The sequence below is a fragment of the Octadecabacter antarcticus 307 genome (assembly GCF_000155675.2).
In the GTDB taxonomy this organism is placed as follows: domain Bacteria; phylum Pseudomonadota; class Alphaproteobacteria; order Rhodobacterales; family Rhodobacteraceae; genus Octadecabacter; species Octadecabacter antarcticus.
The window spans coordinates 1574794-1599545 of sequence record NC_020911.1 but is presented as its reverse complement, the minus strand read 5'-3'; the positions used below and the strand labels follow the sequence as shown (position 1 = coordinate 1599545).

29 protein-coding genes are annotated in these 24752 nt (G+C 56.2%); 20 read left to right on the top strand and 9 right to left on the bottom strand.

The window, feature by feature from the left end:
- Positions 1-22 precede the first annotated feature (22 nt).
- From OAN307_RS08225 to OAN307_RS08165, 13 genes are all read left to right on the top strand, one after another.
- The gene (locus OAN307_RS08225; RefSeq protein WP_015499320.1) at positions 23-451 is read left to right on the top strand and encodes a tellurite resistance TerB family protein; all 429 of its coding nucleotides are present in this window, start codon (positions 23-25) and stop codon (positions 449-451) included.
- A 147-nt stretch (positions 452-598) separates the two neighbouring features.
- The gene (locus OAN307_RS08220) at positions 599-1036 is read left to right on the top strand and encodes a tellurite resistance TerB family protein (protein ID WP_015499319.1); all 438 of its coding nucleotides are present in this window, start codon (positions 599-601) and stop codon (positions 1034-1036) included.
- Positions 1037-1059: 23 nt separating this feature from the next.
- Positions 1060-1791, top strand: a complete 732-nt coding sequence (locus tag OAN307_RS08215) for a phosphate/phosphite/phosphonate ABC transporter substrate-binding protein (protein WP_015499318.1) — start codon at positions 1060-1062, stop codon at positions 1789-1791.
- Positions 1792-1879: 88 nt separating this feature from the next.
- Entirely contained in the window at positions 1880-2650 is a 771-nt protein-coding gene (locus OAN307_RS08210) for an ABC transporter ATP-binding protein (RefSeq protein ID WP_015499317.1), read from the top strand.
- Positions 2647-3411, top strand: a complete 765-nt coding sequence (locus tag OAN307_RS08205; protein WP_015499316.1) for a substrate-binding periplasmic protein — start codon at positions 2647-2649, stop codon at positions 3409-3411. Before OAN307_RS08210 ends, OAN307_RS08205 begins: the two co-directional genes overlap by 4 nt.
- A 31-nt stretch (positions 3412-3442) precedes the next feature.
- The gene (locus OAN307_RS08200; protein WP_015499315.1) at positions 3443-4183 is read left to right on the top strand and encodes a transporter substrate-binding domain-containing protein; all 741 of its coding nucleotides are present in this window, start codon (positions 3443-3445) and stop codon (positions 4181-4183) included.
- Positions 4184-4297: 114 nt separating this feature from the next.
- Complete coding sequence (locus OAN307_RS08195) at positions 4298-5182, top strand: ABC transporter permease (protein ID WP_044043429.1); 885 nt, start codon at positions 4298-4300, stop codon at positions 5180-5182.
- Positions 5182-5991 (top strand): ABC transporter permease, encoded by an 810-nt coding sequence (locus OAN307_RS08190; RefSeq protein ID WP_015499313.1) that lies wholly within the window; start codon positions 5182-5184, stop codon positions 5989-5991. Before OAN307_RS08195 ends, OAN307_RS08190 begins: the two co-directional genes overlap by 1 nt.
- A gap of 6 nt (positions 5992-5997) precedes the next feature.
- Positions 5998-7326, top strand: a complete 1329-nt coding sequence (locus OAN307_RS08185) for a glutamine synthetase family protein (RefSeq protein WP_015499312.1) — start codon at positions 5998-6000, stop codon at positions 7324-7326.
- An 85-nt stretch (positions 7327-7411) separates the two neighbouring features.
- On the top strand, positions 7412-8089 hold the full coding sequence (locus OAN307_RS08180; RefSeq protein WP_015499311.1) for a type 1 glutamine amidotransferase: 678 nt from the start codon (positions 7412-7414) through the stop codon (positions 8087-8089).
- The gene (locus OAN307_RS08175) at positions 8086-9438 is read left to right on the top strand and encodes a glutamine synthetase family protein (protein ID WP_015499310.1); all 1353 of its coding nucleotides are present in this window, start codon (positions 8086-8088) and stop codon (positions 9436-9438) included. The genes OAN307_RS08180 and OAN307_RS08175 overlap by 4 nt, the downstream gene beginning before the upstream one ends.
- Positions 9435-10556 carry a hypothetical protein gene (locus OAN307_RS08170; protein WP_015499309.1) on the top strand — a complete coding sequence of 374 codons (1122 nt, stop codon included), beginning with the start codon at positions 9435-9437 and terminating at the stop codon, positions 10554-10556. The genes OAN307_RS08175 and OAN307_RS08170 overlap by 4 nt, the downstream gene beginning before the upstream one ends.
- Before the next feature lie 114 nt (positions 10557-10670).
- Complete coding sequence (locus tag OAN307_RS08165; protein ID WP_044043427.1) at positions 10671-11852, top strand: DegT/DnrJ/EryC1/StrS family aminotransferase; 1182 nt, start codon at positions 10671-10673, stop codon at positions 11850-11852.
- Positions 11853-11896: 44 nt separating this feature from the next.
- Here OAN307_RS08165 and phaR read toward each other — a convergent pair whose 3' ends face one another.
- The 3 genes from phaR to OAN307_RS08150 form a co-directional block, all read right to left on the bottom strand.
- Positions 11897-12439 (bottom strand): polyhydroxyalkanoate synthesis repressor PhaR, encoded by a 543-nt coding sequence (gene phaR, locus OAN307_RS08160; RefSeq protein WP_015499307.1) that lies wholly within the window; start codon positions 12437-12439, stop codon positions 11897-11899.
- A gap of 149 nt (positions 12440-12588) precedes the next feature.
- Complete coding sequence (locus OAN307_RS08155; protein ID WP_044043426.1) at positions 12589-13038, bottom strand: phasin family protein; 450 nt, start codon at positions 13036-13038, stop codon at positions 12589-12591.
- Positions 13039-13239: 201 nt separating this feature from the next.
- Entirely contained in the window at positions 13240-15063 is a 1824-nt protein-coding gene (locus OAN307_RS08150; RefSeq protein WP_015499305.1) for a PHA/PHB synthase family protein, read from the bottom strand.
- 151 nt (positions 15064-15214) lie between these two features.
- Between OAN307_RS08150 and phaZ the strand changes: the two genes are divergently transcribed.
- A complete protein-coding gene (gene phaZ, locus OAN307_RS08145; RefSeq protein ID WP_015499304.1) occupies positions 15215-16648 on the top strand; it encodes a polyhydroxyalkanoate depolymerase in 1434 nt (477 codons plus the stop codon).
- Positions 16649-16849: 201 nt separating this feature from the next.
- Here phaZ and OAN307_RS30920 read toward each other — a convergent pair whose 3' ends face one another.
- The 5 genes from OAN307_RS30920 to OAN307_RS08125 all read right to left on the bottom strand — a co-directional run bounded on the left by OAN307_RS30920 (position 16850) and on the right by OAN307_RS08125 (position 19051).
- On the bottom strand, positions 16850-16972 hold the full coding sequence (locus tag OAN307_RS30920) for a hypothetical protein (RefSeq protein WP_333783203.1): 123 nt from the start codon (positions 16970-16972) through the stop codon (positions 16850-16852).
- A complete protein-coding gene (locus OAN307_RS08140) occupies positions 16973-17560 on the bottom strand; it encodes an alpha/beta fold hydrolase (RefSeq protein WP_015499303.1) in 588 nt (195 codons plus the stop codon).
- 127 nt (positions 17561-17687) lie between these two features.
- Complete coding sequence (locus OAN307_RS08135) at positions 17688-17891, bottom strand: hypothetical protein (RefSeq protein WP_044043425.1); 204 nt, start codon at positions 17889-17891, stop codon at positions 17688-17690.
- Positions 17891-18187, bottom strand: coding sequence for a hypothetical protein (locus OAN307_RS08130; protein ID WP_015499301.1), 297 nt, complete (start codon positions 18185-18187; stop codon positions 17891-17893). Before OAN307_RS08130 ends, OAN307_RS08135 begins: the two co-directional genes overlap by 1 nt.
- Positions 18188-18310: 123 nt before the next feature.
- A complete protein-coding gene (locus tag OAN307_RS08125) occupies positions 18311-19051 on the bottom strand; it encodes an alpha/beta hydrolase (protein WP_015499300.1) in 741 nt (246 codons plus the stop codon).
- Between the two features lie 104 nt (positions 19052-19155).
- Between OAN307_RS08125 and OAN307_RS29805 the strand changes: the two genes are divergently transcribed.
- The 6 genes from OAN307_RS29805 to OAN307_RS08095 all read left to right on the top strand — a co-directional run bounded on the left by OAN307_RS29805 (position 19156) and on the right by OAN307_RS08095 (position 24390).
- A complete protein-coding gene (locus OAN307_RS29805) occupies positions 19156-19365 on the top strand; it encodes a hypothetical protein (RefSeq protein WP_044043423.1) in 210 nt (69 codons plus the stop codon).
- 345 nt (positions 19366-19710) lie between these two features.
- Positions 19711-21660 carry a threonine--tRNA ligase gene (gene thrS, locus OAN307_RS08115; protein ID WP_015499298.1) on the top strand — a complete coding sequence of 650 codons (1950 nt, stop codon included), beginning with the start codon at positions 19711-19713 and terminating at the stop codon, positions 21658-21660.
- Between the two features lie 214 nt (positions 21661-21874).
- A complete protein-coding gene (locus OAN307_RS08110; RefSeq protein WP_044043421.1) occupies positions 21875-22177 on the top strand; it encodes a BufA1 family periplasmic bufferin-type metallophore in 303 nt (100 codons plus the stop codon).
- A 75-nt stretch (positions 22178-22252) separates the two neighbouring features.
- Positions 22253-23113: an MNIO family bufferin maturase gene (gene bufB / locus OAN307_RS08105; RefSeq protein WP_015499297.1), complete on the top strand. Its 861-nt coding sequence runs from the start codon at positions 22253-22255 to the stop codon at positions 23111-23113.
- Positions 23110-23844 (top strand): HvfC/BufC N-terminal domain-containing protein, encoded by a 735-nt coding sequence (locus OAN307_RS08100; protein WP_015499296.1) that lies wholly within the window; start codon positions 23110-23112, stop codon positions 23842-23844. Before bufB ends, OAN307_RS08100 begins: the two co-directional genes overlap by 4 nt.
- A gap of 12 nt (positions 23845-23856) precedes the next feature.
- Entirely contained in the window at positions 23857-24390 is a 534-nt protein-coding gene (locus OAN307_RS08095; protein ID WP_015499295.1) for a DoxX family protein, read from the top strand.
- On the opposite strand, the gene OAN307_RS08090 is transcribed toward OAN307_RS08095, so the two are convergent.
- Positions 24387-24752 carry a hypothetical protein gene (locus OAN307_RS08090; protein ID WP_015499294.1) on the bottom strand — a complete coding sequence of 122 codons (366 nt, stop codon included), beginning with the start codon at positions 24750-24752 and terminating at the stop codon, positions 24387-24389. The two genes, OAN307_RS08095 and OAN307_RS08090, sit on opposite strands and share 4 nt — an antisense overlap.

Genomic DNA, 24752 nt, shown 5'->3' with positions numbered 1-24752 from the left:
TTAACATGCCTAAGTTAACCTAATGTTTGAACGTATTCTTGCCCTTCTTTGCGCCCCTGCGGCTGACTTCACCCGCATGCCGGAAGCCGATGCGCGCCATGCACTCGGTGCTTTGTTGGTGCGGGTCGCCAAGGCAGACGGCGCTTATCTTTTTCAAGAGATTGAAGAAATCGACCATCTGCTGGCTGATCTTTATAATCTGAACGCGGTTGAGGCTGCGCGGATGCGTGCGGAATGTGAAAAGCTTGAGGCCGCGATGCCCGATACAAGTGAATTGGCGCATATCCTGTCGTGCAAAGTTACGAGCGGTGAACGTGACGGGCTAGTAAGTGCGCTGTGGAAGGTCGTGGACTCCGATGGGCAACGCCATGACGCCGAAATACAGGTTGTGGCCATTGCGACGCAGACATTCGGCATGTCGCCAGAATCAGCGGCGGCATTACGCGCTTAACGCGTATTTCGAGATCGTCGCGCTTAACGCGCATTCTACAACAATACGCGCATTTCGTGAATGTGTCGTGCCCAATGCGTATAATCCAAATGTATCGCACGTAAACTAGGCTTGGCCTTTTGCGCCGGGCCTCCTATATCACTATCCATGTTTGCTGATTTGTTTAAGCGTCTTACCGCGCCCGACCCCGCCCCCCTTGCCGATGCCGACGCGCGCGTAGCGCTTGGCGCTTTGTTGGTTCGTTTGGCCCGAACCGACGGGTCGTATGACCAAGATGAAATCGCGCAGATTGATGCAGTCATGATGGCACGTTATGGGCTTTGCAAAACCGATGCCGCCACCTTGCGCGCGCAGTGCGAAACTGCCGAAACTGAAGCACCCGACACCGTCCGCTTTACCCGCGCCATTAAGGACGCCGTTCCATATGAAGACCGCGAAGCAGTGATTGAGGCGTTGTGGTCCGTCGTTCTGGTTGACGGTGTGCGCGACGACCACGAAGACGCGATGCTGCGGATGGTCGCGCCCCTCCTCGGCGTTACGGACCAAGACAGTCACAAGGCACGCCTGCGGGTTATGTCACGTTAAAGATCCCTGGAAAGGTCGCTGGAATGTTCGCGCGTTTGCCGATGTACGACCGCCCCGAAAACCGTGCAGCGCATGACGCGCTTTGGTCTGGTGTACGCGGCGCATTGGGTTACGGCGCAGCGCAACTGGACCGCAAAACCGATTATGTGCTTGGCTGGGGCCGCGATGACCTGCTGCTCGGCCAGATCTGCAACCTGCCATACCGTGCAAAATTTCGCGATCATGTCACCCGCATTGGATGCGCCGATTACGGCCTGCCCGACACGCCTGCTGGTTATTATTATTCGGTGTTTGTGGTACGCAAAGCTGACGCCGCACGCGGTCTTGCGCCAGCCACGCTGGGACGATTTGCCTATAGCGACGCTCTGTCGCATTCCGGCTGGGGCGCGCCGCTGGCAGCGATCACGGCCAAAGGGCTGACATTTCACACAACCCTGCGCACAGGTGCCCATATCAACAGCGTGTTGGCCGTGGCGGACGGGCGCGCGGACCTTGCGGCAATTGACGCAGTGACGTGGCGGATGCTGCAAGCGTGGGAAAAGCGCACCGCTGAACTTTGCGTGATTGATCGCACCACGCTCTCACCCGGGATGACGTTCGTCACAGCCAACACCAATGATCCCGAACCGATCCGTGCCGCCTTGCGCACTGCGATTGCAAACCTGGCGCCCGATCACGCCAACATACTAGGTTTGCGCGCTTTGGCAGTGCTGCCTGACAGGGCCTACGACATCCCCTTGCCAGCCGCCCCCTAAAGCCCGTGTTAAACCCGCGTTGTTAAACCCCCGTTGCAACCGCCTTCGATTTGCGCCTTACTCGTCCAAATAAATCGTATGAGGCATTATGACCGACCCAGTCATCGAAATTCGCAATCTTCACAAGGCTTACGGCGCGCTCGAAGTGCTCAAGGGTGTCGATATTTCAGCCCCACAAGGTCATGTGGTTAGTTTGATCGGATCGTCCGGGTCTGGCAAATCCACGCTGCTGCGCTGCGCCAATCTGCTTGAGGACAGCCAGCAGGGCGACGTGATTTTCTGCGGTGAACCTGTGACATGGAAGGGTCGCGGCCTTGCACGTCACCCCGGCGATCACGCCCAGATGATCCGCATTCGCACGAACCTGTCCATGGTCTTTCAACAATTCAATTTGTGGGCGCATATGACGATCTTGCAAAACGTGATGGAAGCCCCTGTCACAGTGCTGAAACGGGATCGCACTGAGGTCGAGGCATCGGCACGCAAGTACCTCGAAAAGGTTGGCATTGGCGACAAATGCGATGCCTATCCCGCGATGCTGTCAGGTGGCCAACAACAACGCGCCGCCATCGCGCGCGCGCTGTGCATGGAACCCAAGGCGCTGTTGTTTGATGAACCAACGTCAGCGCTGGACCCGGAATTGGAACAGGAAGTCGTCAAAGTCATCAAAGACTTGGCAGCCGAAGGCCGCACCATGCTGGTCGTCACCCACGACATGCGCATGGCACGCGAAATTTCGGATCATGTCGTGTTCTTGCATCAAGGCCTGATCGAAGAACAGGGCCCACCCGAAGACCTGTTCGTGAACCCGAACTCCGAACGCTTGCGCGGGTTCTTGTCGGCGACCGTTCCTGCATGAAGGGACTGGCCCATATTAAAGGATTGGCCGCCCTCCTTGCGCTCCTTGCGGGCACCGCCTCGGCCGATACCCTGCGGATCGCCACGGGCGGGCATTATCCGCCCTACATTTATAACCCCGGAACCGAACGCACCACCGGTCTCGACAAAGATCTGATGGACGAAATCTGCACGCGCGGTGGCTTTGACTGCATTTGGGTTGATCTACCGATGGGCGATATATTTCAAGCGCTTGCGCGAGGCGATGTCGACGTGGTGACCGGTGGTTTCGGCTATTCGGCAGACCGCGAAGCGCTCGTCGATTTCACCTGTCCCTATGTGCTTCGTGGCGACAGCAACGGCCACTTCATCGCCAAAAACCAACAGGTTGACCTCATCACATCGCGGATCGGGGCGCTGGATCAGTCACTTTTTCAAGATGCGATGGAACGGGCCAATCGTGACGTACGCGCCTACCCGACAGAAGCAGCCGCGCTCGATGCTCTGGTTGCTGGTGATGTGGATGTGGTTTTTGGTTCTGGCAACATGGTTGACCTCGCGCAAAGCCGCGACGGGCTTTACGATGTCGGCGGATATCCGACCTTTTCCGGCGGCTCGGTACTGGGTGTTTCCGAAGACGACCCATCCCTGCTTGTCGTGCTTGACACGCTATTGGCAGAGTTATCTACAGATGGAACACTGGGACAGATACATTTAAGGTGGTTGGGCGACGATCTGGGCGATGTGATCGCGCGCTGTCCAAGCTTAGATGCGTTGACCTAAAAGATATAACACTCAAAACTGGGAGATACCGATGAAAAATCTTATCCTGACGACCGCTGCGGTCGCCCTGACATCCACAATGGCGCTGACCACAGCAGCCATGGCCGACGGGCACTCTGTTGTGCGCATGGGCACTGAGGGCGCGTATGCCCCTTGGAACTTCATCAACGACGCTGGCGAAGTCGACGGCTTTGAGCGTGAGCTTGGCGATGAGTTGTGCGCACGCGCTGAATTGACCTGCGAGTGGGTCACGAACGAATGGGACAGCATTATTCCCAACCTCGTGTCCGGCAACTACGACACAATCATCGCCGGCATGTCCGTCACCGACGAACGCGATGAAATCATCGATTTCACCATGGCGTACACGCCAGCCGACCCAACATCGTTCTTGGCATTGGCCATGGATGTTGATCCAGCAGCAGGTGTTGTCGCAGCACAAACCGGCACCATTCAGGCAGCATACATTGCGGATCAAGGCTGGACGCTGGTAGAATTCGCAACACCCGAAGAAACCCTCGCAGCCGTACGCGGAGGTGAAGCAGACGCGGTGTTTGCGGACAAATCCTTCTTAGCAGCAGCTTTGGAAGGCCAGAGCGAATTGATGATGCTTGAGCAAGAAATCATGCTTGGTGGCGGCGTCGGCATGGGTATCCGCGAAAGCGACACCGAATTGCGTGACACCTTCAATGCAGCGATCCAGTCCATGAAGGACGACGGCTCGCTCAATACATTGATCGAAAAGTGGGAAGTCGCGTCCACGTTTGAATAAGTTTTAAATCGCGCCCTGCCCTCATTAGGCGGGGCGCGCCTCCCTCTTCATCTTGGCAAATACAACTCAATCCGCCGCCAACCCCGAGGCCCATCATTTAACTGAGGCCCTAACATTTTCCAATTTTGCGCCGACCCCAGCACCCTAGAAACCACTAGATGGCTCGCCTGCTACCTGACCACAGGTAAGCACATGGGGTTCTATGTGTCGTTTGGCACCGTTCTTTTGCTCCTCGCCATCACCGCCCCGCTTGCTATGACGTTCGGCATGGGTGGTGCTATGGCCGCACGGTCGCGGATTTTGCCGCTGTCGTGGCTCGGAAAAGCCTACATCGCAATCGTGCGCGGCGTGCCCGATATTGCGTTCTTCCTGTTCTTCGTCATCGCACTGGATCAGGGCATCGAACTTTTGCGCCACCAAATCAAATGTCCAGACTGGCCGGACGCCGTTCGCCAAGGCAATGATTTCATCGTCTGTACGGCGGCGAAAATGCCGCTGGGTAATTCGCCGCAATGGATGCACGAAACCTACGGCTTCTTTCTGGCTGTTTTCACCTTTGCCATCGTGTTTGGCGCGTTTGCCGCCAACGTCTTGCTTGGCGCCATGCGTGCGGTGCCGCGTCCGCAGGTCGAAACCGCCGAATCCTACGGCATGACCCGTCGTCAGACGTTCTGGCGCATCATTGTGCCACAAATGTGGGTCTACGCACTGCCGGGATTGGGAAATCTGTGGATGGTGCTGATCAAGGCGACGCCGCTGTTGTTCCTGCTTGGCGTCGAAGACATTGTCTATTGGGCGCGCGAACTCGGGGCGACCAAAACACCGCAATTCACCGCCTACCCGCACGGTGATTGGCGTATGTGGTATTTCCTCGCGCTGCTGGTGTTTTACCTCGCCTTCACCAAACTGTCCGAACTCGTTCTTGAACGCACCATGCACCGCCTCACCCGCGGCCAAGCAACGTCAGGCGGCGAAGCACAGCGCAAGGCGGCCGTATAATGGAATGTCTGGACACCATCGCGGATTACGCATTCCGCTCTATCGGCTACGGCGAACGCCTGCTGCCGCGCACCGATTTCACCCTGTGTCAGCAATTCACGCTGATCGGATCGGGGATGATCTGGAATGTGTATTTCGGCGTTGTTGCGCTGTTGTCAGGCTTCTTTCTCGCCACCGCCGTGGCAGTGGGCAAAGCCGCGCGAAACCCCGTGATCCGCAAAGCATCCGAATGGTTCATCTTCCTGTTTCGCGGCTCACCATTGTTTATCCAGTTCTTCTTTGCCTATTTCTTCTTCCTGTCCCTCAAAGGCCAATACGCCTTTTTCGACCCCTTCACCGCCGCATGGCTGGGCGCGCTGATTGTGTTGTTCCTCAACACCTCCGCCTATACTGGCGAAATTTTTTACGGCGCGCTGCAATCCATCCCCAAGGGCGATACCGAAGCCGCCGACGCCTTCGGCCTGTCCGGATGGTCGCGGTTTCGCCGTGTGATCTGGCCAACAATGCTGCGTCTTGCATGGCCCGCCTACACCAACGAAGCGATCTTTCTATTCCACTCCACCACACTGGTCTATTTCAGCGGTTTTCCCGCATGGGGGCAAAAAGGCGACGCGCTATATTACGCAAGTTTCTTTGCCGACAAGACGTTCAACCCCTTCGTGCCCTACCCCATTCTTGCGTTCTATTTCATCCTTTTGACGTTGGTCATAATTGCGATCATGGGCCGCATCGGGCGCCGTCTGAACAGCCATTTGCCGCAAGACGCCCAGCGTCCAAAATTCCGCTTTCGCCCTCAAATTATTCGGTGATCAACCATGTCATGGCTTCATGATAACCCACACATCAAAACCATCCGCGTCGCGGCCTCTGACCTGAACGGTGTCGCCCGTGGTAAACGTATGCCGACACAGTTCGCGCAGGGGATTGAAGAAGACGGCACGCGCTTTCCACTCTCCGCGCTGAACCTCGACATTTGGGGCGAAGATATCGATGATTCACCACTGGTGTTCGAAGCAGGCGATCCGGACGGTGTTTGCCTGCCGACGGAACGTGGATTTCTGCCGATGCCGTGGCTCGATAATCCGTCAGCACTTTTGCCGATGTGGATGTATCGCGAAGACGGCCGTGCATTTGACGGCGATCCGCGCCACGCACTGGCGGCAGTGTTAAAACGCTACGCAGACCGTGGCCTGACGCCGGTCTGTGGCACAGAACTGGAATTCTACCTTGTAGATGACAGCGGCAAAGACCTGCAAGTTGTGCCCAGCCCACGCTCAGGCAAACGACGCCCCGGTGCAGAAATCCTGTCTCTGCGCGCGCTCGATGCGTTCGATAACTACTTTACAGCGCTTTATGACGGTGCCGAAGCAATGGACATTCACGCCGAAACTGCCATCTCGGAAGCCGGCCTTGGGCAGTTCGAAATCAACCTGTCCCACAGCCCAGCTATGAAAGCCGCTGACGACACTTGGTTGTTCAAACTGCTGGTGCGCGGCGTTGCGCGACAGCACGGATTTGCCGCATCGTTTATGGCAAAACCCTACCCCGAATATTCCGGAAACGGCATGCATGTGCATTTTTCGGTGCTCGACAAAGATGGCAACAACATCTTCGACGATGGCGGACCTAACGGCACCGACGTGCTGCACCACGCCATTGCAGGTTGCATGAACGGGTTGTCTGCCTCTGCGCTGATCCTCGCACCGCACGGCAATTCATACGACCGCCTTGTCCCCAATGCCCATGCGCCGACGTCGATCTGCTGGGCCTATGAAAACCGCACCGCCGCGATCCGCATACCTGGTGGATCCTACAAGGCGCGCCGCATCGAACACCGCGTCGCGGGCGGCGATGTGAACCCCTACCTGATGCTGGCAGCCGTTCTTGGGGCGGCCCTTACTGGCATCGAGGACGCACAAATGCCCCCCCCACCGATCACCGGAAACGCCTACGATCAAGGCTTACCGCAACTGCCCAGTGCGTGGGGCGACGCCATTGATTTATTCGAATCCGACGACCGCATCGCGCGGATTTTCCCCGCCGAACTCATCAGCAACCTTGTTGCGACCAAGCGGCAGGAATTGCAGGCTTTCGCCGAACTCAGCCCCGAAGAACAGATCGACCTTTACCTTGATACAGTCTGATTGCCGCTCAATTGGCATGCGCTTGCGCTTGCGCGACGGCGCGCCACGCCTTAATACAAATTCAATTCCATAACACTGGTGCTTCATGAAAATCGGTATTCTGCAAACTGGCCATGCTCCTGATGAGCTGCGTCCGACCATTGGCGACATCAACAATTTGTTTGAACGGCTGCTGAATGGTCAAGGCTTCACATTTGAGACATTCGCGGTTGTGGACGGTGACTTTCCCGAAGGACCGGACGTTTGCGATGGCTGGCTGATCACCGGATCCAAACACGGCGCCTACGAAGACTTGCCGTGGATCGCGCCACTGGAAACCTTGATCCGCGATATCTACAGCACCGCGCGACCACTGGTTGGCATTTGCTTTGGCCACCAAATCATCGCGCAGGCCTTGGGCGGCAAAGTTGAAAAATACGATGGCGGCTGGGCCGTCGGGCGCCAAACTTATGACTGGCAAGGCGATCAAGTTTATCTGAACGCATGGCATCAAGATCAGGTTGTGCAGCGCCCCGCCGACTCGACGCCTATAGCCTCAAACGCCTTTTGCGAAAATGCAGCACTGGTGTACGGCGACCGCATCTTTACCGTGCAAGCCCACCCCGAATTTGACGCCACTTTCATTGACGGCTTGATCAGCGCACGCGCAGGGACGGTCCCGCCTGCGCTGATTGAAACTGCGAAAAATAACCTCACGAAAGACGTCGACAACGCGCAACTCGCAACCAAAATCGGCGCGTTCTTCAAAGGAGCGAAACCATGAGCTGGACAAACAATATCCCACAAGCGGCACGCGATTATCTTGATGCAAACCGTCTGGACGAAGTCGAATGCATGATTTCCGACCTGCCCGGGATCGCCCGCGGTAAGGCGGTTCCAGCGGCCAAATGGGAAAAGCTGACGCAGTTTCACCTGCCTGAATCTATTTTCTTTCAAACGCTTACGGGTGGTTGGGGCGAAGCTGCAGGGGACGCCGGGTTTACCGAACCCGACATGATTCTTAAGCCTGATTATTCGACAGCCACCGCCGCCCCCTGGGCTGCGGATGGCACGCTGCAAGTAATCCATGATGCATTCGATCAAAAAGGCGATCCAGTGCAATTCAGCCCGCGCAATGTGCTCAAGCGCGTTGTTGCCTTGTACGCGGCAGAAGGCTGGACGCCTGTTGTGGCACCGGAAATGGAATTCTTCCTTGTGGCGCCCAATACTGATCCGGCCAAGCCGATTGAACCGATGATCGGGCGTTCAGGTCGCCCCGCAGCGGCGCGGCAGGCCTATTCGATGACCGCGGTGGACGACTATGGCCCTGTAATCGACGACATCTATGAATTTGCGGAAATTCAAGGCTTTGAAATTGACGGTATCACCCAAGAAGGCGGCGCAGGTCAGCTTGAAATCAACCTCAACCACGGCGATCCGGTCAAGCTCGCAGATGAGGTATTTTTCTTCAAACGCCTGCTGAAAGAGGCCGCATTAAAGCACAATTGCTATGCCACGTTCATGGCCAAACCAATCGAAAACGAACCCGGATCGGCGATGCATGTGCACCATTCGATTTTGGACAAAGACGGCAAAAACATCTTCACCGGACCAAACGACGAAGAAACCGACGCGTTTTTCCACTTCATCGGCGGCTTGCAACAACACATGCCAAGCGTCATTGCGGTCATGGCACCTTATGTGAACAGCTATCGGCGCTACGTCAAAGACCACGCCGCCCCGATCAACCTAAGCTGGGCGCGCGACAATCGCACCACAGGATTGCGCGTGCCACTGTCGTCCCCTGCCGCACGGCGGGTTGAAAACCGTATTGCAGGGATGGATTGCAATCCGTATCTGTGCATCGCCGCGTCATTGGCCTGCGGATACCTCGGCATGAAAAACAAATCCAAACCGGACGCGATTTTCAGTGGCGACGCCTATGAAGGTGATGGGGAACTGCCGCAGGGCCTTCATGCAGCGTTGGAACTTTTTGATGGAAATACAGAAATGCACGATGTCCTCGGCCCGGATTTCGCCCGCGTCTATTCCATCGTCAAACTCGCCGAATACGAAGAGTTCTTGCAGGTTATCAGCCCGTGGGAGCGCGAGCACCTGCTGTTAAACGTATGATACGACTGGCATTTCTTGGCGTAATACTGCTCGGCGGGTTGATCGCGTTCGCGGGGTTTTATCTGGTTCGCGGGTCCGAACCGACCCCAATGGAAACCCAGCAACTGGCGCAGCCTAACCCGACACCACCCCCACCCGTCGTGGCGGAGGTCGAAAAGCTGTACTTCTTACAGGACATCGATCTGGATCAGGGGGATATTGCGCTGGTTCTGTTCAACCTTGGCCCTGCCCCGCTTTTTGTGCGCGATATTGATGTTATCAGGGCCGCGCTGGGTAGCGCCTATGTTAATATGACGGACGCAGTCGGTCAGGTCGCGGGGCAGTTTACGCCTGCGACCAACGCGACCCTGACCATCACCGCCCCGCCCGAAGACATTATCGCCCAGATTTACCGTAACGACACGCTTGTCGGCACCGTCAGTTGCGCCATTTCCGCCTGCGGCAGTTTTGTTGATACGACGGATATCAACTACGCTGGGCTGCGCACCGCCGCAGCCCAGATCCAACGGATCGAGGACCGCTTTGACACCCATGCCGACTATCTGTCCACGATTGAAGCGGTCGCAGCAGACCCCGACTTCATGTTGCTGCATGCCCACCCCCAGTCCGGCTTCCCGCAGTCGCGCGACGCGGCGGCGATGCAAATCAGCTTTCCCACGGTCATCACGCCGACATCTGCCCCACTTGACACAGTCGCGCATGAACTACTTGTGTCGCTCGCACTGACTGCCGTTTTGCCCGACGATGCGAACCTGCGCGATGTCACAATCACCGACCTTGGTAATGGCGTTGTGGGCGACGGCGACAGCCGCACCCCTGTTCTCGCAGGCGGCGCACCGATCCCATATCCCAACGTGCGCTATTATTCAGTCACGGCATGGGTTGATGGCGCGGCGGACTTGGATCAACTCGCGCTCGACACGCTGACGAACCAAACGTTGGACCAATATGATTTTGCTGCTGACTTCACCATTTTTACCCGAGAGAGGTTGCAAAGCGCTTGCGCCGATTGTTTCTGGATCCTCGTGGATGGCGGGTCTCGCGACGATGTCCGCGTGATCCAAAGCCAGCCAGAATCCTACGAGCTTGAGTATTTTGACCTGCGCGACACGCCCTAAGACAACCCCGTCGCAACAGGGTGCGCCAGTATATCGCGCGTGATTTGTCATGGATATGTCACGTAAAATATGATATAGTTGTCTGCGAATACGCCATTCCGAAAGTTAACGCGCATGACCCAAATTCCTGATGTTTACGCCGCCGAACCAATCCCCGCCACGGCACTGGAAGAGGTCACGCGACTGCTCGCTTCGGCAGATTTGTTCCGCTACACGGCCCCCGAAAATGCGCCGGTATCCCTGCTCGAACAAGAATTCGCCGCCATGATGGGCGCTAAATACGCGCTCGCCGTGTCAAGCTGTTCGGCAGCACTGTTTCTGTCCATCAAAGCCCTCGATCTACCCAAAAACGCCCGCGTGCTGATCCCCGCGTTTACGTTTGCGGCTGTCCCATCATCCGTTGTTCATGCCGACTGCGTGCCGGTTTTGGTCGAATGTAGCGCCAACTACCGCATCGATATTGTTGATTTTGCGGCCAAATTGCCGAATTGCGATGCTGTTCTGATCTCCCATATGCGCGGGCACACGTCGGACATGGACGCGATCATCGACCTTTGCACCGCCGCAGATACTCCGGTCATCGAAGACGCCGCCCACAGCCTTGGCACCACGTGGAACGGGCGCAAGATCGGCACGATTGGGCGGATCGGTTGCTTCAGCTTTCAAAGCTACAAGATGATTAACGCGGGCGAAGGCGGCATCCTTGTGACCGATGATGCAGACCTCGTGGCACGCGCGATCATCATGTCGGGGGCCTATGAACACACGTGGACGAAACACGCCGTTCCCGCCGCCGCGATCACCCACTGGCAGAACAAGCTGCCTCTTTATAACCTGCGCATGTCAAATTTGACGGCGGCGATCATTCGCCCGCAATTGGCCGAATTGCCCCGCCGCGTGACGGATGGATTGCGCAATCACGATCATGTTGCGGCACGGCTGAACGCCTGTCCCAATCTCGATGTCCCCGCGCCGCTGGATGGCGAATCCCGCGCGCCGGATTCGATCCAGTTCAACCTGTGTTGTATGACCGATGCGCAGGCCAAAGCCTTTGCTGTGGCAGCTGCCGCGCGCGGCCTAAAGGTTCAAATATTTGGTCAAAGCACGGACAACGCACGCGCTTTCTGGAACTGGCAGTTCTTGGGCGACGCGCCCGATTTACCGCAGACCCGCGCCATGCTCATGCGGGCCTGCGACGTACGCTTGCCCGCACGCCTGACTTTGGCCGAATGTGATGTGATAGCTGACGTCTTGCGTGACGCCGCGCAAACCGCGGCCACGCAAAAAGCGGCGTAGGGCCAACGCGCGCCAACGCGAGACCCCAAGCTATCAAAAAATTCTCACTTGCCGAGTTTGGACAGCTTTTTCTGCAACGCCGCGAGCTCTGCTTTGATCTCGCTCAGGTCGTCGTTCTTGTCAGTCGATTCGGTTGCCAGCGCACTGGGTATTATGCCACCCGTCATTGCCTTCATGAACGCCTTTTGCTGCGCTTGCATTGCTTCAAATCCTGGCATCTTTGCCAATGGATTTGTCGATCCTATATCTTCCATGATCTTGGATTGCCGATCGCGCAGCATGTCAAACGATTGCGACAGAAACTGCGGCACCACGGACATGGATTGCGATGTATAGGATCGCACCAAATCAGTCAGCACGTCCACCGGAAGCACGCTTTCCCCACGGCTTTCGTGTTCGGCGATGATCTGCAAAAGATACTGCCGCGTCAGATCGTCACCTGATTTCAGATCAATGATCTGCACCTCACGGCCCTCCCGAATGAAGGTCGCGATGTCTTCTAAGGTGACGTAATCGCTGGTCTCGGTGTTGTATAAACGACGGCTCGCGTAGCGTTTAACCAGCAGTGGCTGTGATGTGTTGGCCAACTCGTGCCCTCCAAAGGCTTTGTTGCAGTGCAGAGAAGCCTAGGCTGCAACGCAGCAAAAGAAAAGGGCGTGCTGTCGGGAGGAACAGCACGCCCTTAGAAAAGACTTCACGCTTCGGGAGGAGAAAGCGCGTATCTATTTTCTGACCCTTACTTTGCAGTAGTGGCTTTCTTAGCAGCAGCAGTCACGTCATCAGTCGCTTTTTTCGCAACAGCCGACATGTCTTCGCCGATGTCTTTGCCAGCAGCCATCATCAGTTCCAGCGCTTCTGTCTGAACGGATTTAGCGATCTCGGCGAACGACGCCATGTGCTCAGCAGCAGCTTCAGCAGACGCAGTTGCGAAGTCGGATACGGATTTCGCGTAGTCAGCTGGCTCAGTTTTAGCAGTGGAAAGCGCTGTCATTTTTGTCAGCGTGTCCTGTGCCCACTTAGCGGACAGGTCGGTGGATTTCTGTGCGGCAGTCAAGGAAACAGCGGACAGCTTTTCGTTCAACGAAGACTGCGTTTTGATCGCGTCGTCCATTGCTTTTGTGTCGACTGGGAACGAACCCATCATGTCTTTCATTGCGGCGGTGAAATCTTGTGTCTTGGCAGCCATTTTGGTGCTCCTTAAATATCTGTGCCGGAACATTCCGACGTTTCTTATCTGCACCCTACCTACATGCTGCAGCGCAGCATTTCAAGTAAATTCTGCGCTGCAGCATAAAAAGTGCCATCGCGGCTTAAGTCACAGAAAACGCCGTGCTTTCTACGCTATCGCCTGCAATACATGACAACGATCGGCCAAAAATCGCCGGTATCATACCACCTTTGCGCGTAACACATAGCTGCCGGGGGCCGGTGCCAGCGGCGGGTAGCTCGCCGATCCTGGTGTGCGGGCATCAATCTTCTTACCCGACTTCTTGGCCAACCAGTCGCCCCACATCGGCCACCACGATCCCTCATGCTGGCGCGCGCCCGCCTGCCAACCGTCGGGGCTGACCGACAGGTCGTCGTTGGTGCAGTAACCATACTTCTTCTTGGTAGGTGGATTCACGATGCCCGCGATGTGGCCTGATCCGGACAGGATGAATGTCTTGTCCTTCGACCCCATCTTTTGCACACCTTGATACGATGATTTCCAAGCCGCAATGTGATCGCTTTCACAGGCAATCGCACAGATTGGCACCTCAACGTCCGCGATCTTGGCCGATATCCCCGCCACATCAAACCCAGTGGTCGCGAACTTGTCGTTCTGACACAGCCCGCGCAGATATTCGATCGCCATCTTCCCCGGAAGATTCGTACCATCGCCATTCCAATACAGCAGATCAAACGCAGGCGGCGCTTCGCCCAGCATGTAGCTGCGAATGGCGGGCTGATAGATTAGATCGTTGGATCGCAGATAGCTGAAAGTCTTGCTCATGAAATAACTGTCAAGGAAACCGGCCTCTTTGACTTCAGCTTCAATCCCGTCAACGAAATCATCGTTCAGGAACACGCCGACCTCTCCGCGATCGGAAAAATCGGTCAGGGTGGTGAACAAGGTGGCGGAATTCACGTAATCAATGCCGCGCTCTTTCATCACCGTCAGTGACAGCGACAGCGTCGTGCCCGCGATGCAATAGCCCACCGCGTTGACCTTCTTAACGGCGCAAATCTCACGCACAGTTTCGAACGCCGTGAGATATCCGTCTTCGACATAATCCGTCATCCCGATATCACGGGAGGATGCATCTGCATTAGCCCATGACACCACAAACAATGTGAATCCCTGATCGACGATCCATTTGATCAGCGAATTTTGGGCTTTCAGATCAAGAATATAGAATTTGTTGATCCACGGCGGGAATATAATCAGCGGCGTTGTGTGGACTTTTTCAGTACTCGGCGCGTACTGGATCAGCTCAAACATGTGATTGCGAAAAACCACCTCACCCGGTGTCGTCGCAAGGTTTTCACCCACCGTAAACGCCGACTTATCGGCCAGTGACACCACCAGTTCACCATCGTTGGCTTCTAGGTCGGCAATCATGTTTTCCAGACCGCGCACGAGGCTGTCGCCTTCGGTTTCAACCGCCTTGGTCAGCGCGTCGGGGTTGGTTGCCAGAAAATTTGTCGGGCTCAGCATATCAACGATCTGATGGCTGAAAAACTCCAAGCGGCGCTTTTCAGAATCGTCCAGACCCTCCATTTCGGTCACGGCTTTGTCCATCGCCTGTGCGTTCAACATGTATTGTTGCTTGAGGAAATTGAAATACGGGTGCGATTGCCACAGCGGGTTGGCGAACCGGCGATCTGTTGGCGTGTCATCAACGGGGGCCGCAAGCTCACCTTTGCCAAACGCCTGCTGCGCGTCGACAAAATGCTGCAACGTTTTGCCCCAATACCCGATCTGCTGTTCGATAATTTTCGACGGATTCTGTATCATTTCCTGAAACGCCACCGTGCCCGCCTTGCTATAAAGCTCCGGCGCGGGGCCCTGCAAATCCTGTGGCACCTTACGCTTATTTGACATGGCCCCCATAAGACGCTGCGTAAGATCCTGTATACGCTTCATATTCTTTTCCAATTTCGGCAGTGCCGCACGATGGGCCGCGCTGGGATCACGGGATTCACTGTTTGTTGAATCATCTGTTGTCATATCACAGTCGCCTTCTTATTGTGCAGGTGCAGCATTTACGGCCGTCTCTCTGTTTTGGGTGGGGAATCGTCAATGCCAAAACACATCGCGCCTCAAGACTGGTCAAGCGGCCACAAAAGTCAGGGAGCGACCAAAGCCCGAAGGCGAGCAGATGAAGTATATGGCATCTTACGACATGATGGAAACTGTTAGAAACACCAATGAATGGTTGGGCGCGACGGCCCGTGCGATGGCGTCCTATCCGGCAGTTGCCATGTGGCCAAATCCGTCGATGGAAATGCTGCGGGCTTGGGGCGAAGTGACTGAACGCAGCTTTGCGCGCATGGTGACAAAACCTGACTGGGGCATTTTGACATTTTCTGAGGACGGCCGCGACCACATCGTGCAAATCCAGACCGTGGTTAGCAAACCCTTTGGCGATTTGTTGTATTTCGCCATTCCCGGCCGCAAGACCCGCAAACGCCGCGTTCTTTTGGTCGCGCCGATGTCGGGCCACTACGCGACGCTGCTGCGCAAAACCGTAATCTCGTTGATGGCGGACTGCGAAGTCTATGTCACCGATTGGCACAACGCCCGCGACATCCCTGTCTCCGAAGGCAAATTCGACGTCGAAGATTATACACTCTACCTCGTTGATTTCATGCGCGAACTTGGCCCCGACACCCATGTTGTTGCCGTCTGCCAGCCCGTCCCGCTAACCTTGGCCGCTGTTGCCTACCTTGCCGAAGAAGATCCCTCTGCACAGCCGCGTTCGATGACCCTGATCGGCGGCCCCGTCGATCCCGAAGCAAACCATACCGAAGTTACTGATTTTGGCCGCACCGTGACCATGGGCCAGCTTGAACAAGCAGCGATCCAGCGTGTGGGCTTCAAATATGCTGGTGTCGGTCGCAAGGTCTATCCGGGCATGTTGCAATTGGCATCGTTCATTTCCATGAACAACGAAACCCACTCGGATGCGTTCAAAAACCAGATCGCGGCCGTCGCCAGCGGCGAAGCGTCCGAGCATGACAAGCACAATACGTTCTATGACGAATATCTCTCCGTGATGGACATGACGGCAGAATTCTATTTGTCCACAGTGCAGCGCATCTTTAAGGACCGCGAGATCGCAACAAACAGTTTCACCGTCGATGGCCGCGCTGTTGATATCGGGAAAATCACAACCGTCGCCGTGAAAATCGTTGAAGGTGAAAACGATGATATCTCGGCTCCGGGCCAGTGCCTTGCAGCGCTTGATCTGTTGACCGGCCTGCCCGACAGCAAAAAGGCGTCGCACCTTGAACCGGGCGCGGGCCATTACGGCATTTTTGCTGGCAAAAGCTGGCGTGAAAATATCCGGCCCTTGGTGCTGGACTTTATCGACGCCAATTCAGAAGAGTCAGCCCAATCCAAGGTCCTTGCATTGCCTGAAACGGACAAGGCTGAACTCGAAAAAGCGAATGGACCCTCTGCAAAGGACATCGTCGCGAAGCCTGATAGCACTGTGCCACTGGCCAGAAATACCTTAAACGTTGTGCCTTTGGACACTACAGAACCTAAGTTGCGCACTAAAGCGCCTAAAAAGAAGTCCGTCAAAAAATGAACGGTGTCGTCCTTTCGCAGATCTGCGCCAATGGCGTCGTACAAGGAAGGTTCGCCGCGATATCGCCCCAATTAGATCGGCAGTCATCTCGATGACTGCCGACGCGCGATTGTCTGTCTTTATCAACTCAATCCCAAGCCAAACACAAAGTTTGGCGACACGGGGCTATCTAGTTTCGATTGTAGATGTGTTCGCCGCGTCCTAACGCAACACCGATGGCTGGCGAATCCACGTATACAACGCCTCTGTTGTGCCTTCTGGGTCTTCCAACATCACCGTGTGCCCGACGCCTTGCAGCACGCCCAACTTAGCGTAGGGGATCAATTACGCCAAAAATTCCTGCCGTTTCAGCGACACGATCTGGTCGTCCTCCCCCGCCAGAATCAACGTCGGCTGGGTGATCCGGCGCAGAGTGCTTTGCTGGTCACGCCGACGCTGCATCGCGCGTTCTTGGCGGACATAGGTATCAGTCCCAAGTGACATCGCCATTTCCTGCATTTGCGCAATTGAATGGGCGCGCAACGGCCCACCCCCGGCATACCGCGGCAAAATATCTTGTTCCAACATCCGCTCAAACCGACCAGACTTTGCGCCAATTATCCGCGGTTCGCGATCTGCGGCCTCTTGTGGCGTGTCGCTTAACGGGTTGGTCCCGATAAGTGCCAGCCGAATAACCCGTTCAGGCGCACGTCGGACCAACTCAAGCGCGATCGCACCGCCCATGCCATGACCACACAGCGCAAATTTGCTGGGCAAGGACGACAGCAATTCAGATGCAATTTCTTCAATCCGTTCCCCCAGGAACACGGGCGCAATCGTCACAGGACGCTGATAACTAAGAACCGTCAACTGGGTGGCCCAGACACGCGCGTCGCACATCATGCCTGGCAATAAAACGAGGGGTTCTGCCATGCGTGCTTTCTCGTCTTTCCGATTGTCTGGTGTTGTTGTTGTTCATGGGTCAGCCCCAGACGCAACCCCAATCTCGGGCACACGCGAAACTGCCCTCTCTGAACGGTCAGACGCGTTGTGGGGCGTCCTAAAGGTTTTGGACCCAATCAATGATCCACTGTGCCAGTGGTACGGTCTGGTTCGGGCTGACCACTTGGTCGGTATCGCCAAAGGCGAAATATGCAGGCGTCTGGATGCGTTCGATCGGGATGGCACAGCCTGCGCGCAGACCTTTGACGTCCGGCTCACGCGCCAACTGCCATGTGTCAATTTCGTTTAGGTCAGGTACCATTAAATGCCTTTCGTGCGCGTGGGCGGTACAAGCTCAGCAGTAACACAATCGTCAGCGCCAAGACGCCCGCTGGTCCCAACAGCCACATGCAACGCGCCCAAAAAACCAGCGGCGCAAACGTATTCGCGGCGCGTCACATCCATCAGGTCCAGATACATCGCCCTCGGGATTTGCTGGTAGGACCCGTTGGTCATTCCTGCCAACACGAACATCGCCACCACAACCGTCACATTCATTGACGGCAGCACCCGATAAAGCCCAAACAGCAACACGATGCAAAGGCGCAAGCCACGCATCAACTCAGACCAAAATGCCCACACTGGGAAACCCAATGCGCCACGTCGTCATCCACGCCGTCATCCACGGTGCGCTCGGTTGGGTCCTGCGCGACCCCGCCCGCCGCAGGCGAAACCAGCCCGCTAGCGCGACGCAAGCACCTCTTCAATCGATGCCACAATCAGCTCCAAACACGCGCCATCAGAAAACGAATGATCCGCACCGTCCACCAGCGTCAGCCGCATATCTTTCCCGTCTGCATGCTCAAACAATTTCAACGCCGTTGCTGTCGGCACAGACGTATCCGCCGTGCCCTGCAAGAATCGCACCGCAAACGGCAACGCCAGTGTCTTGCGCAGAACGAAACGATCTCGCCCCTCCTCGATCAACCGCTTAGTGATGATGTAGGGATCGCCATACTCGGATGGCACCGCAACGCGCCCCTCGGCCTCTAATTCTGCCTTTTGTGCGTCGTCAAACGTTGCCCAAAATCCGTCCTCAGTAAAATCGGGTGCCGCAGCAATCGTCACCAGACCTGCGACGCGGCGTGGCATCGCGCGCGCGATTTGCAACGATATCCAGCCGCCCATGGATGATCCGACCAGAACCACTGGCCCCGCGATCAGGTCCAACATGGCGGTTGCATCATCAAACCAATCTCCAATGCAGCAGTCTTCAAAAACACCGCTGCTTTCCCCGTGTCCTGAATAATCGAATCGCAAGAACGCGCGGCCTGCCTTTTTGGCCCAGCCTTCCAGGAAAACCGCCTTCGTGCCGGTCATGTCAGACTTGAAACCACCCAGAAACACCACCATTGGCCCTGTGCCATCCGTTAAATGATAGGCAATCGTGCGCTTCTGTGGTGTTACGAAAGTATCAGTCATTTCAATCCCCTAGCCTGTCTTTTAGCCAGTCTATATCAGCAAGCAGCGCAGGTAAAATACGTTACTCTATTGTCACGTGACTAATTAATTACTTTCAAAGACCGATGGAAAATACCCTCAAAGCCCTCGCGAACGCGGCGCGCCAAAAACTGCTGGATGCCTTGCGCCAAAAAGACGGCCAAGGCCCTGAGCCCAAAACCCTGAGCGATCTTAAAACCAAACTCGAACAGGATTCCATAGGGAGCCACACAATGGAATTTCCAACAGAACTTGGCATTCTGACCTGCCTGATGACCCTCACGGCCACGCTGTGAACCCCCTTTATCGTCGGATCGGGGTCTGACGCTGGCGCTGTGGACGGGTATGATCTCGGGACTTGCGAAAATGCCGGTGCGGTCGCTGATCTTTACTGCTGGCTGGGTCTGCACCCTGATCATGGCCTACGCGGTCTTCGCCGCACGGGTCTAAACGCCCCTAAATATTTGAAAGGCCCGCTTATTTGCAGGCCTTTGGTGTGACGCGCAGACATACAAGTTGTGCACAGGATGTGTACGCCGTTTGCCACCCTCTTGACGCCCCACCAGCCATCGTCCAAAACGCCCCCAATATAACCCGCAACCGGGCGCTTTTGTAGGTGCCAAACTGACGAGGAGCCCAAGATGGCCCAGCAGATTTCCCTTACATTTCCCGACGGCAATGCACGTCAATACGACGCAGGCGTCACCCCTGCCGACGTCGCCGCATCAATCGCGTCCTCGCTGGCGAAAAAAGCCATTTCAGCGACGGTGAACGGCGAACACTGGGACATGGCGTGGCCGATCAACGACGACGCGGCGATCGCCATTAACACCATGAAAGACGCCGCCCCCGCCGTTGAACTGATCCGCCACGATCTTGCACATATTATGGCGCGCGCGGTACAGGAACTCTGGCCTGACACACAGGTCACCATCGGCCCCGTGATCAAAGACGGCTGGTACTATGACTTTGATCGCAAAGAAGCTTTTACGCCTGACGACCTCGGTACAATAGAAAAGAAGATGAAAGAAATCATCAACAAACGTGACGCCGTACGCACCGAAGTGTGGGACCGTGAGGTGGCGATCAAATACTACGAAGATCGCGGTGAGCCGTACAAAATTGAACTGATCAACGGCATTCCCGGTGACGAACCGCTGCGGATGTATTGGCACGGCGACTGGCAGGACCTGTGCCGTGGCCCGCACCTGCAAAACACCGGCCAAGTGCCTGGCGATTCATGGAAATTGATGTCCATCGCCGGTGCCTATTGGCGTGGCGATAGTGACCGCACGATGCTGCAACGCATCTACGGCGTGGCGTTCCAGAACAAAGAACAACTCAAAGCGCACCTGCACATGTTGGAGGAAGCCGCCAAACGCGACCACCGTAAACTGGGTCGCGAAATGAACCTGTTCCACATGCAAGAAGAGGCCTCCGGTCAAATCTTCTGGCACCCGAACGGTTGGCTAATTTTCACACAACTTCAAGACTATATGCGTCGCAAACAGCGTGCGGGTGGCTATGTCGAAGTGAACACACCGCAGGTGGTTGATCGTAAATTGTGGGAACAATCTGGCCACTGGGAAAAGTTTCAGGAACATATGTTCATTGTCGAAGTCGACGAAGAGCACGCCCGCGAAAAAGCGGTCAATGCACTCAAGCCGATGAACTGCCCGTGCCACGTCCAGATTTATAATCAAGGGCTTAAATCCTACCGCGACCTGCCTGTGCGCATGGCCGAGTTTGGGTCGTGCAACCGCTACGAACCCTCGGGCGCACTGCACGGCATTATGCGCGTGCGCGGGTTCACCCAAGACGACGGCCATATTTTTTGCACCGAAGAACAAATCGAAGTTGAGACAATTGCGTTCATCGCCTTGCTGTCTGAAGTCTACCAAGACCTCGGGTTTTCAGACTTCAAAGTGAAATTTTCTGACCGCCCCGACGTCCGCTCCGGATCTGACGAGGTATGGGACAAAGCCGAAGCCGCGCTGCTTGCCGCGACCCGCGCTGCCGGAATTGAACCGACACTCAACCCCGGCGAAGGCGCGTTTTATGGCCCGAAGCTGGAATTCGTTTTAACAGACGCGATTGGTCGTGATTGGCAATGTGGCACCCACCAAGTGGATTTCGTGCTGCCCGAACGGTTGGATGCGAATTACATCGGATCGGACGGCGAAAAGCACCGCCCCGTCATGCTACACCGCGCGTTACTCGGCTCGTTTGAACGTTTCATCGGCATCCTGATAGAAGAACATGCAGGCAAACTGCCGTTCTGGCTCGCCCCACGTCAGGTCGTTGTGGCGTCGATCATTTCGGACGCAGATGATTACGTGCGCGAAGTCGTCGCCGCCCTAAACGCCAAAGGCGTGCGCGCAGAGGCTGACATCCGCAACGAAAAGATCAACTATAAGGTCCGCGAACATTCCCTCGGCAAGGTCCCTGTTATCCTTGCCTGTGGTGCGCGCGAAGTCGAAGACCGCACAGTGTCCGTCCGCCGCCTTGGGGAAAAGCAAACGTCTGTAACAACTCTTGCGGCGATCGTGGACGACTTGCAAGTATCGGCCACACCACCTGATCTTTTGTAACATTCCAGCACTGCAAGGTGTTACAGGCCCGACCGTATCAAATGGTCGGGCCTTTTTTTTCAGTGGATTAGCGTGAAAACGACCTCGCGCGCAGTCACACGCCCGCGATGCACAGCCCCGTGAATGGCGTTGAAACGTAGTGCCAGCCTAAGATTGCTTAGTCGCCAATCACGGCGCGCTCCACTCGCAACCCAAAGCAACAGGAATTCATCCAATGTCCAAGACAACAACAACGCTCGCCCTCGCAGCTTCCATCGCAACAGCAATCGCTGGCTTGTCCACAGCAGCACACGCCCAAGAAAACGAAAAGTGCTTCGGTGTGTCACTGGCTGGCGCAAATGACTGCGCCGCAGGTGTAGGCACAACATGTGCGGGCACATCCACAGTTGATTATCAGGGCAACGCATGGACATTCGTTCCAGCTGGCACTTGTGAAGACACAATGATCGAAGCCATGGGCGACAACCCAGAGCGCTCCGGCTCCCTCGAAGAACTGACGCGTGACCTGCCAGCATAAGCTGACACGATACGTAACATGACAAAGACGCCCATCCACATTAGGGTGGGCGTCAACATTTAAGGAACCTGTTTCATGTTCGACGCTGTCCGCACCCCCCTGCCCCACAGTCCCGGCGTCGGTTATAAAGCCCAACATTTCAGCGATATAATGAATGATGCGGGGCCCGTTGGCTGGCTTGAAATCCATGCCGAAAACTACATGGGGATGGGCGGCCGCCCCCTCGCGCAACTGCGTCACCTGTCTGAAAAGTTCCCGTTTTCCGTCCACGGCGTCGGTTTGAGCATTGGCGGCGAAGGCCGCCTTGACGCCGATCACCTCGCGCGGTTGAAAACCCTTTGCGACTGGTTGCAACCCGCCAGTTTCAGTGAACACCTAGCATGGTCTAGCCACGACAACGCCTTCTTGAACGATCTTTTACCGCTGCCTTACACCGCAGCAACCGTCACCCGCATCGCGGATCACATCGACGAAGTCCAAAACACATTGGGCCGTCAAATGCTGCTTGAAAACCCGTCGAGCTATTTGGCCTTCGCCGAAAGCGACATGACCGAGACAGATTTTTTGGCGCAAATCGCAGCCCGCACCGGATGTGGCCTGCTATTGGACGTGAACAATGTTTTCGTATCCGCCACCAACCTTGGCTATTCACCGCAAGGCTACATCGATGACTACCCGCTTGGTCATGTTGGGGAAATCCACCTTGGAGGCCATGATGAAGACGCGGATGAAACCGGCGCACCGCTGTTGATCGACAGTCATGGCTGCGAGGTCGTGGACCCGGTCTGGGCGTTGCTGGATTACACACTGATCAAATCCGGCCCGAAACCTTTGTTGATCGAATGGGACACCGATGTGCCGGAATGGTCGGTCTTGGTGGCAGAAACCAAACGCGCTGACGCAGCGCTGAACGCACTTTCAACGGTGTTTGCATGATCACCACCCAATCCGCATTTCGTGCCGCATTGCTGGACCCGAGCAACCCGCCGCCGATCGGCCTGCGCAATCCAGATGGCGCACAAGCAACCAAGCGCTTCGATGTCTACCGCAACAACGTCGCCGTCAGTCTTAAGGACGTCTTGGAAGCCGCGTACCCTGTTGTCGCCAAACTGGTGGGGAGCGAGTTTTTCCGCGCCATGGCCGGGGTTTACCTGCGCGCGCACCTGCCAAAATCACCGGTCATGATGCTTTATGGCCATGAAATGCCTAACTTTCTTGCCAGTTTTGCGCCTGCGCAATCGGTCCCCTACCTGCCCGATGTTGCCCGCCTCGAATTGGCGATCCGCCACAGTTATCACGCTGCCGACGCGACCCCGATTGCGCCCGACGCACTGGCCAAGATCGCGCCTGACGACCTACCGAATGTGACGTTCACCTTTGCGCCGTCTGTGCATTTGATCGCGTCGCGCTACCCGTTGCAATCGATCTGGGTGGCTAACACGCAGGGCGGCGACATCGCCAAAATCGCGCAACCGAGCCTTATTACGCGACCTGAATTTGACCCACAGGTCGACGCACTGACGCCGCAACAGGCCGCCGTTTGCCAAGACCTTATGGATGGAAAACCCCTCGGCGTGGCCTTGCGCTGCGGCGGCGCGGGCTTTGATGTTGGCCCGCTTCTGGGCCGCCTTCTGTCACGTAACGCTTTAATTTCCCTCGATATTTGAAAGCACCAAACAATGATTCCACTATATGACCGCATCGCCAACGCCCTGAATTCATCCGCCAATACGATCCTGCCGACCTTGGCCCGTTTCGTCTTTGCAGCGACGCTGTTGTTCTATTTCTGGAACTCCGGCCTAACGAAGTTCGAGATTAATCCGCTTAGCCCCGGCGTTGGCGGCTACGCGCAGATTTTCCCAAAAGTAATGGAATCCGTCGGCTTTGATGTGTCCCAAATGTCGTGGTTCCACTGGGCCGTTGTGGTCGCAGGGATCTTTGCGGAATTCATCCTGCCGTTGTTGATCGTGATCGGGTTGTTCACGCGGCTGGCGGCGTTCGGGATGATCGGTTTTGTCACCGTGCAATCGCTGACGGACCTTTATGGCCACGGCGGGATCGACCAACCGGCGACGCTGGGCGCATGGTTTGACAGGCTGCCGACTGGCACGATCTTGGACCAACGCGCGTTCTGGATGGTGGTGCTGGTGACGCTGGCGCTGAAGGGCGCAGGTGCGTTGTCGCTGGATCGTATCCTGACCAACCGCCGTTAAAAGTGCGCCTTTTCCTCATCCGGTTTGCCCGCTGCGATGGCGAGAATGCCACCTAAGCCCGCGAACCCGATGGGGAACATGGTTGCCACGTTAAACCCGAAGGCGGCGTAAAACAGGCCCGCGCCAATCAGCAATGCGATGCCGCCCCACAGCGCGCGTGTTTTGGCCATGGCCCCGCCCGCGATGCACAAAAGCGGTGCAACGAAACTGGCGAATTGGGTGAATTTTGGGTTGTCGAGCTGTAGCCACGCGTTGGCCTCTGGCACCTGCGTGCTCAGGGCGACCCAGCCCCAGCCGAATAGCCCGACGAAAATCCCCATGATCCCCGCGATAATGCCTAAAACCATTGCTGCGCTGCGCAT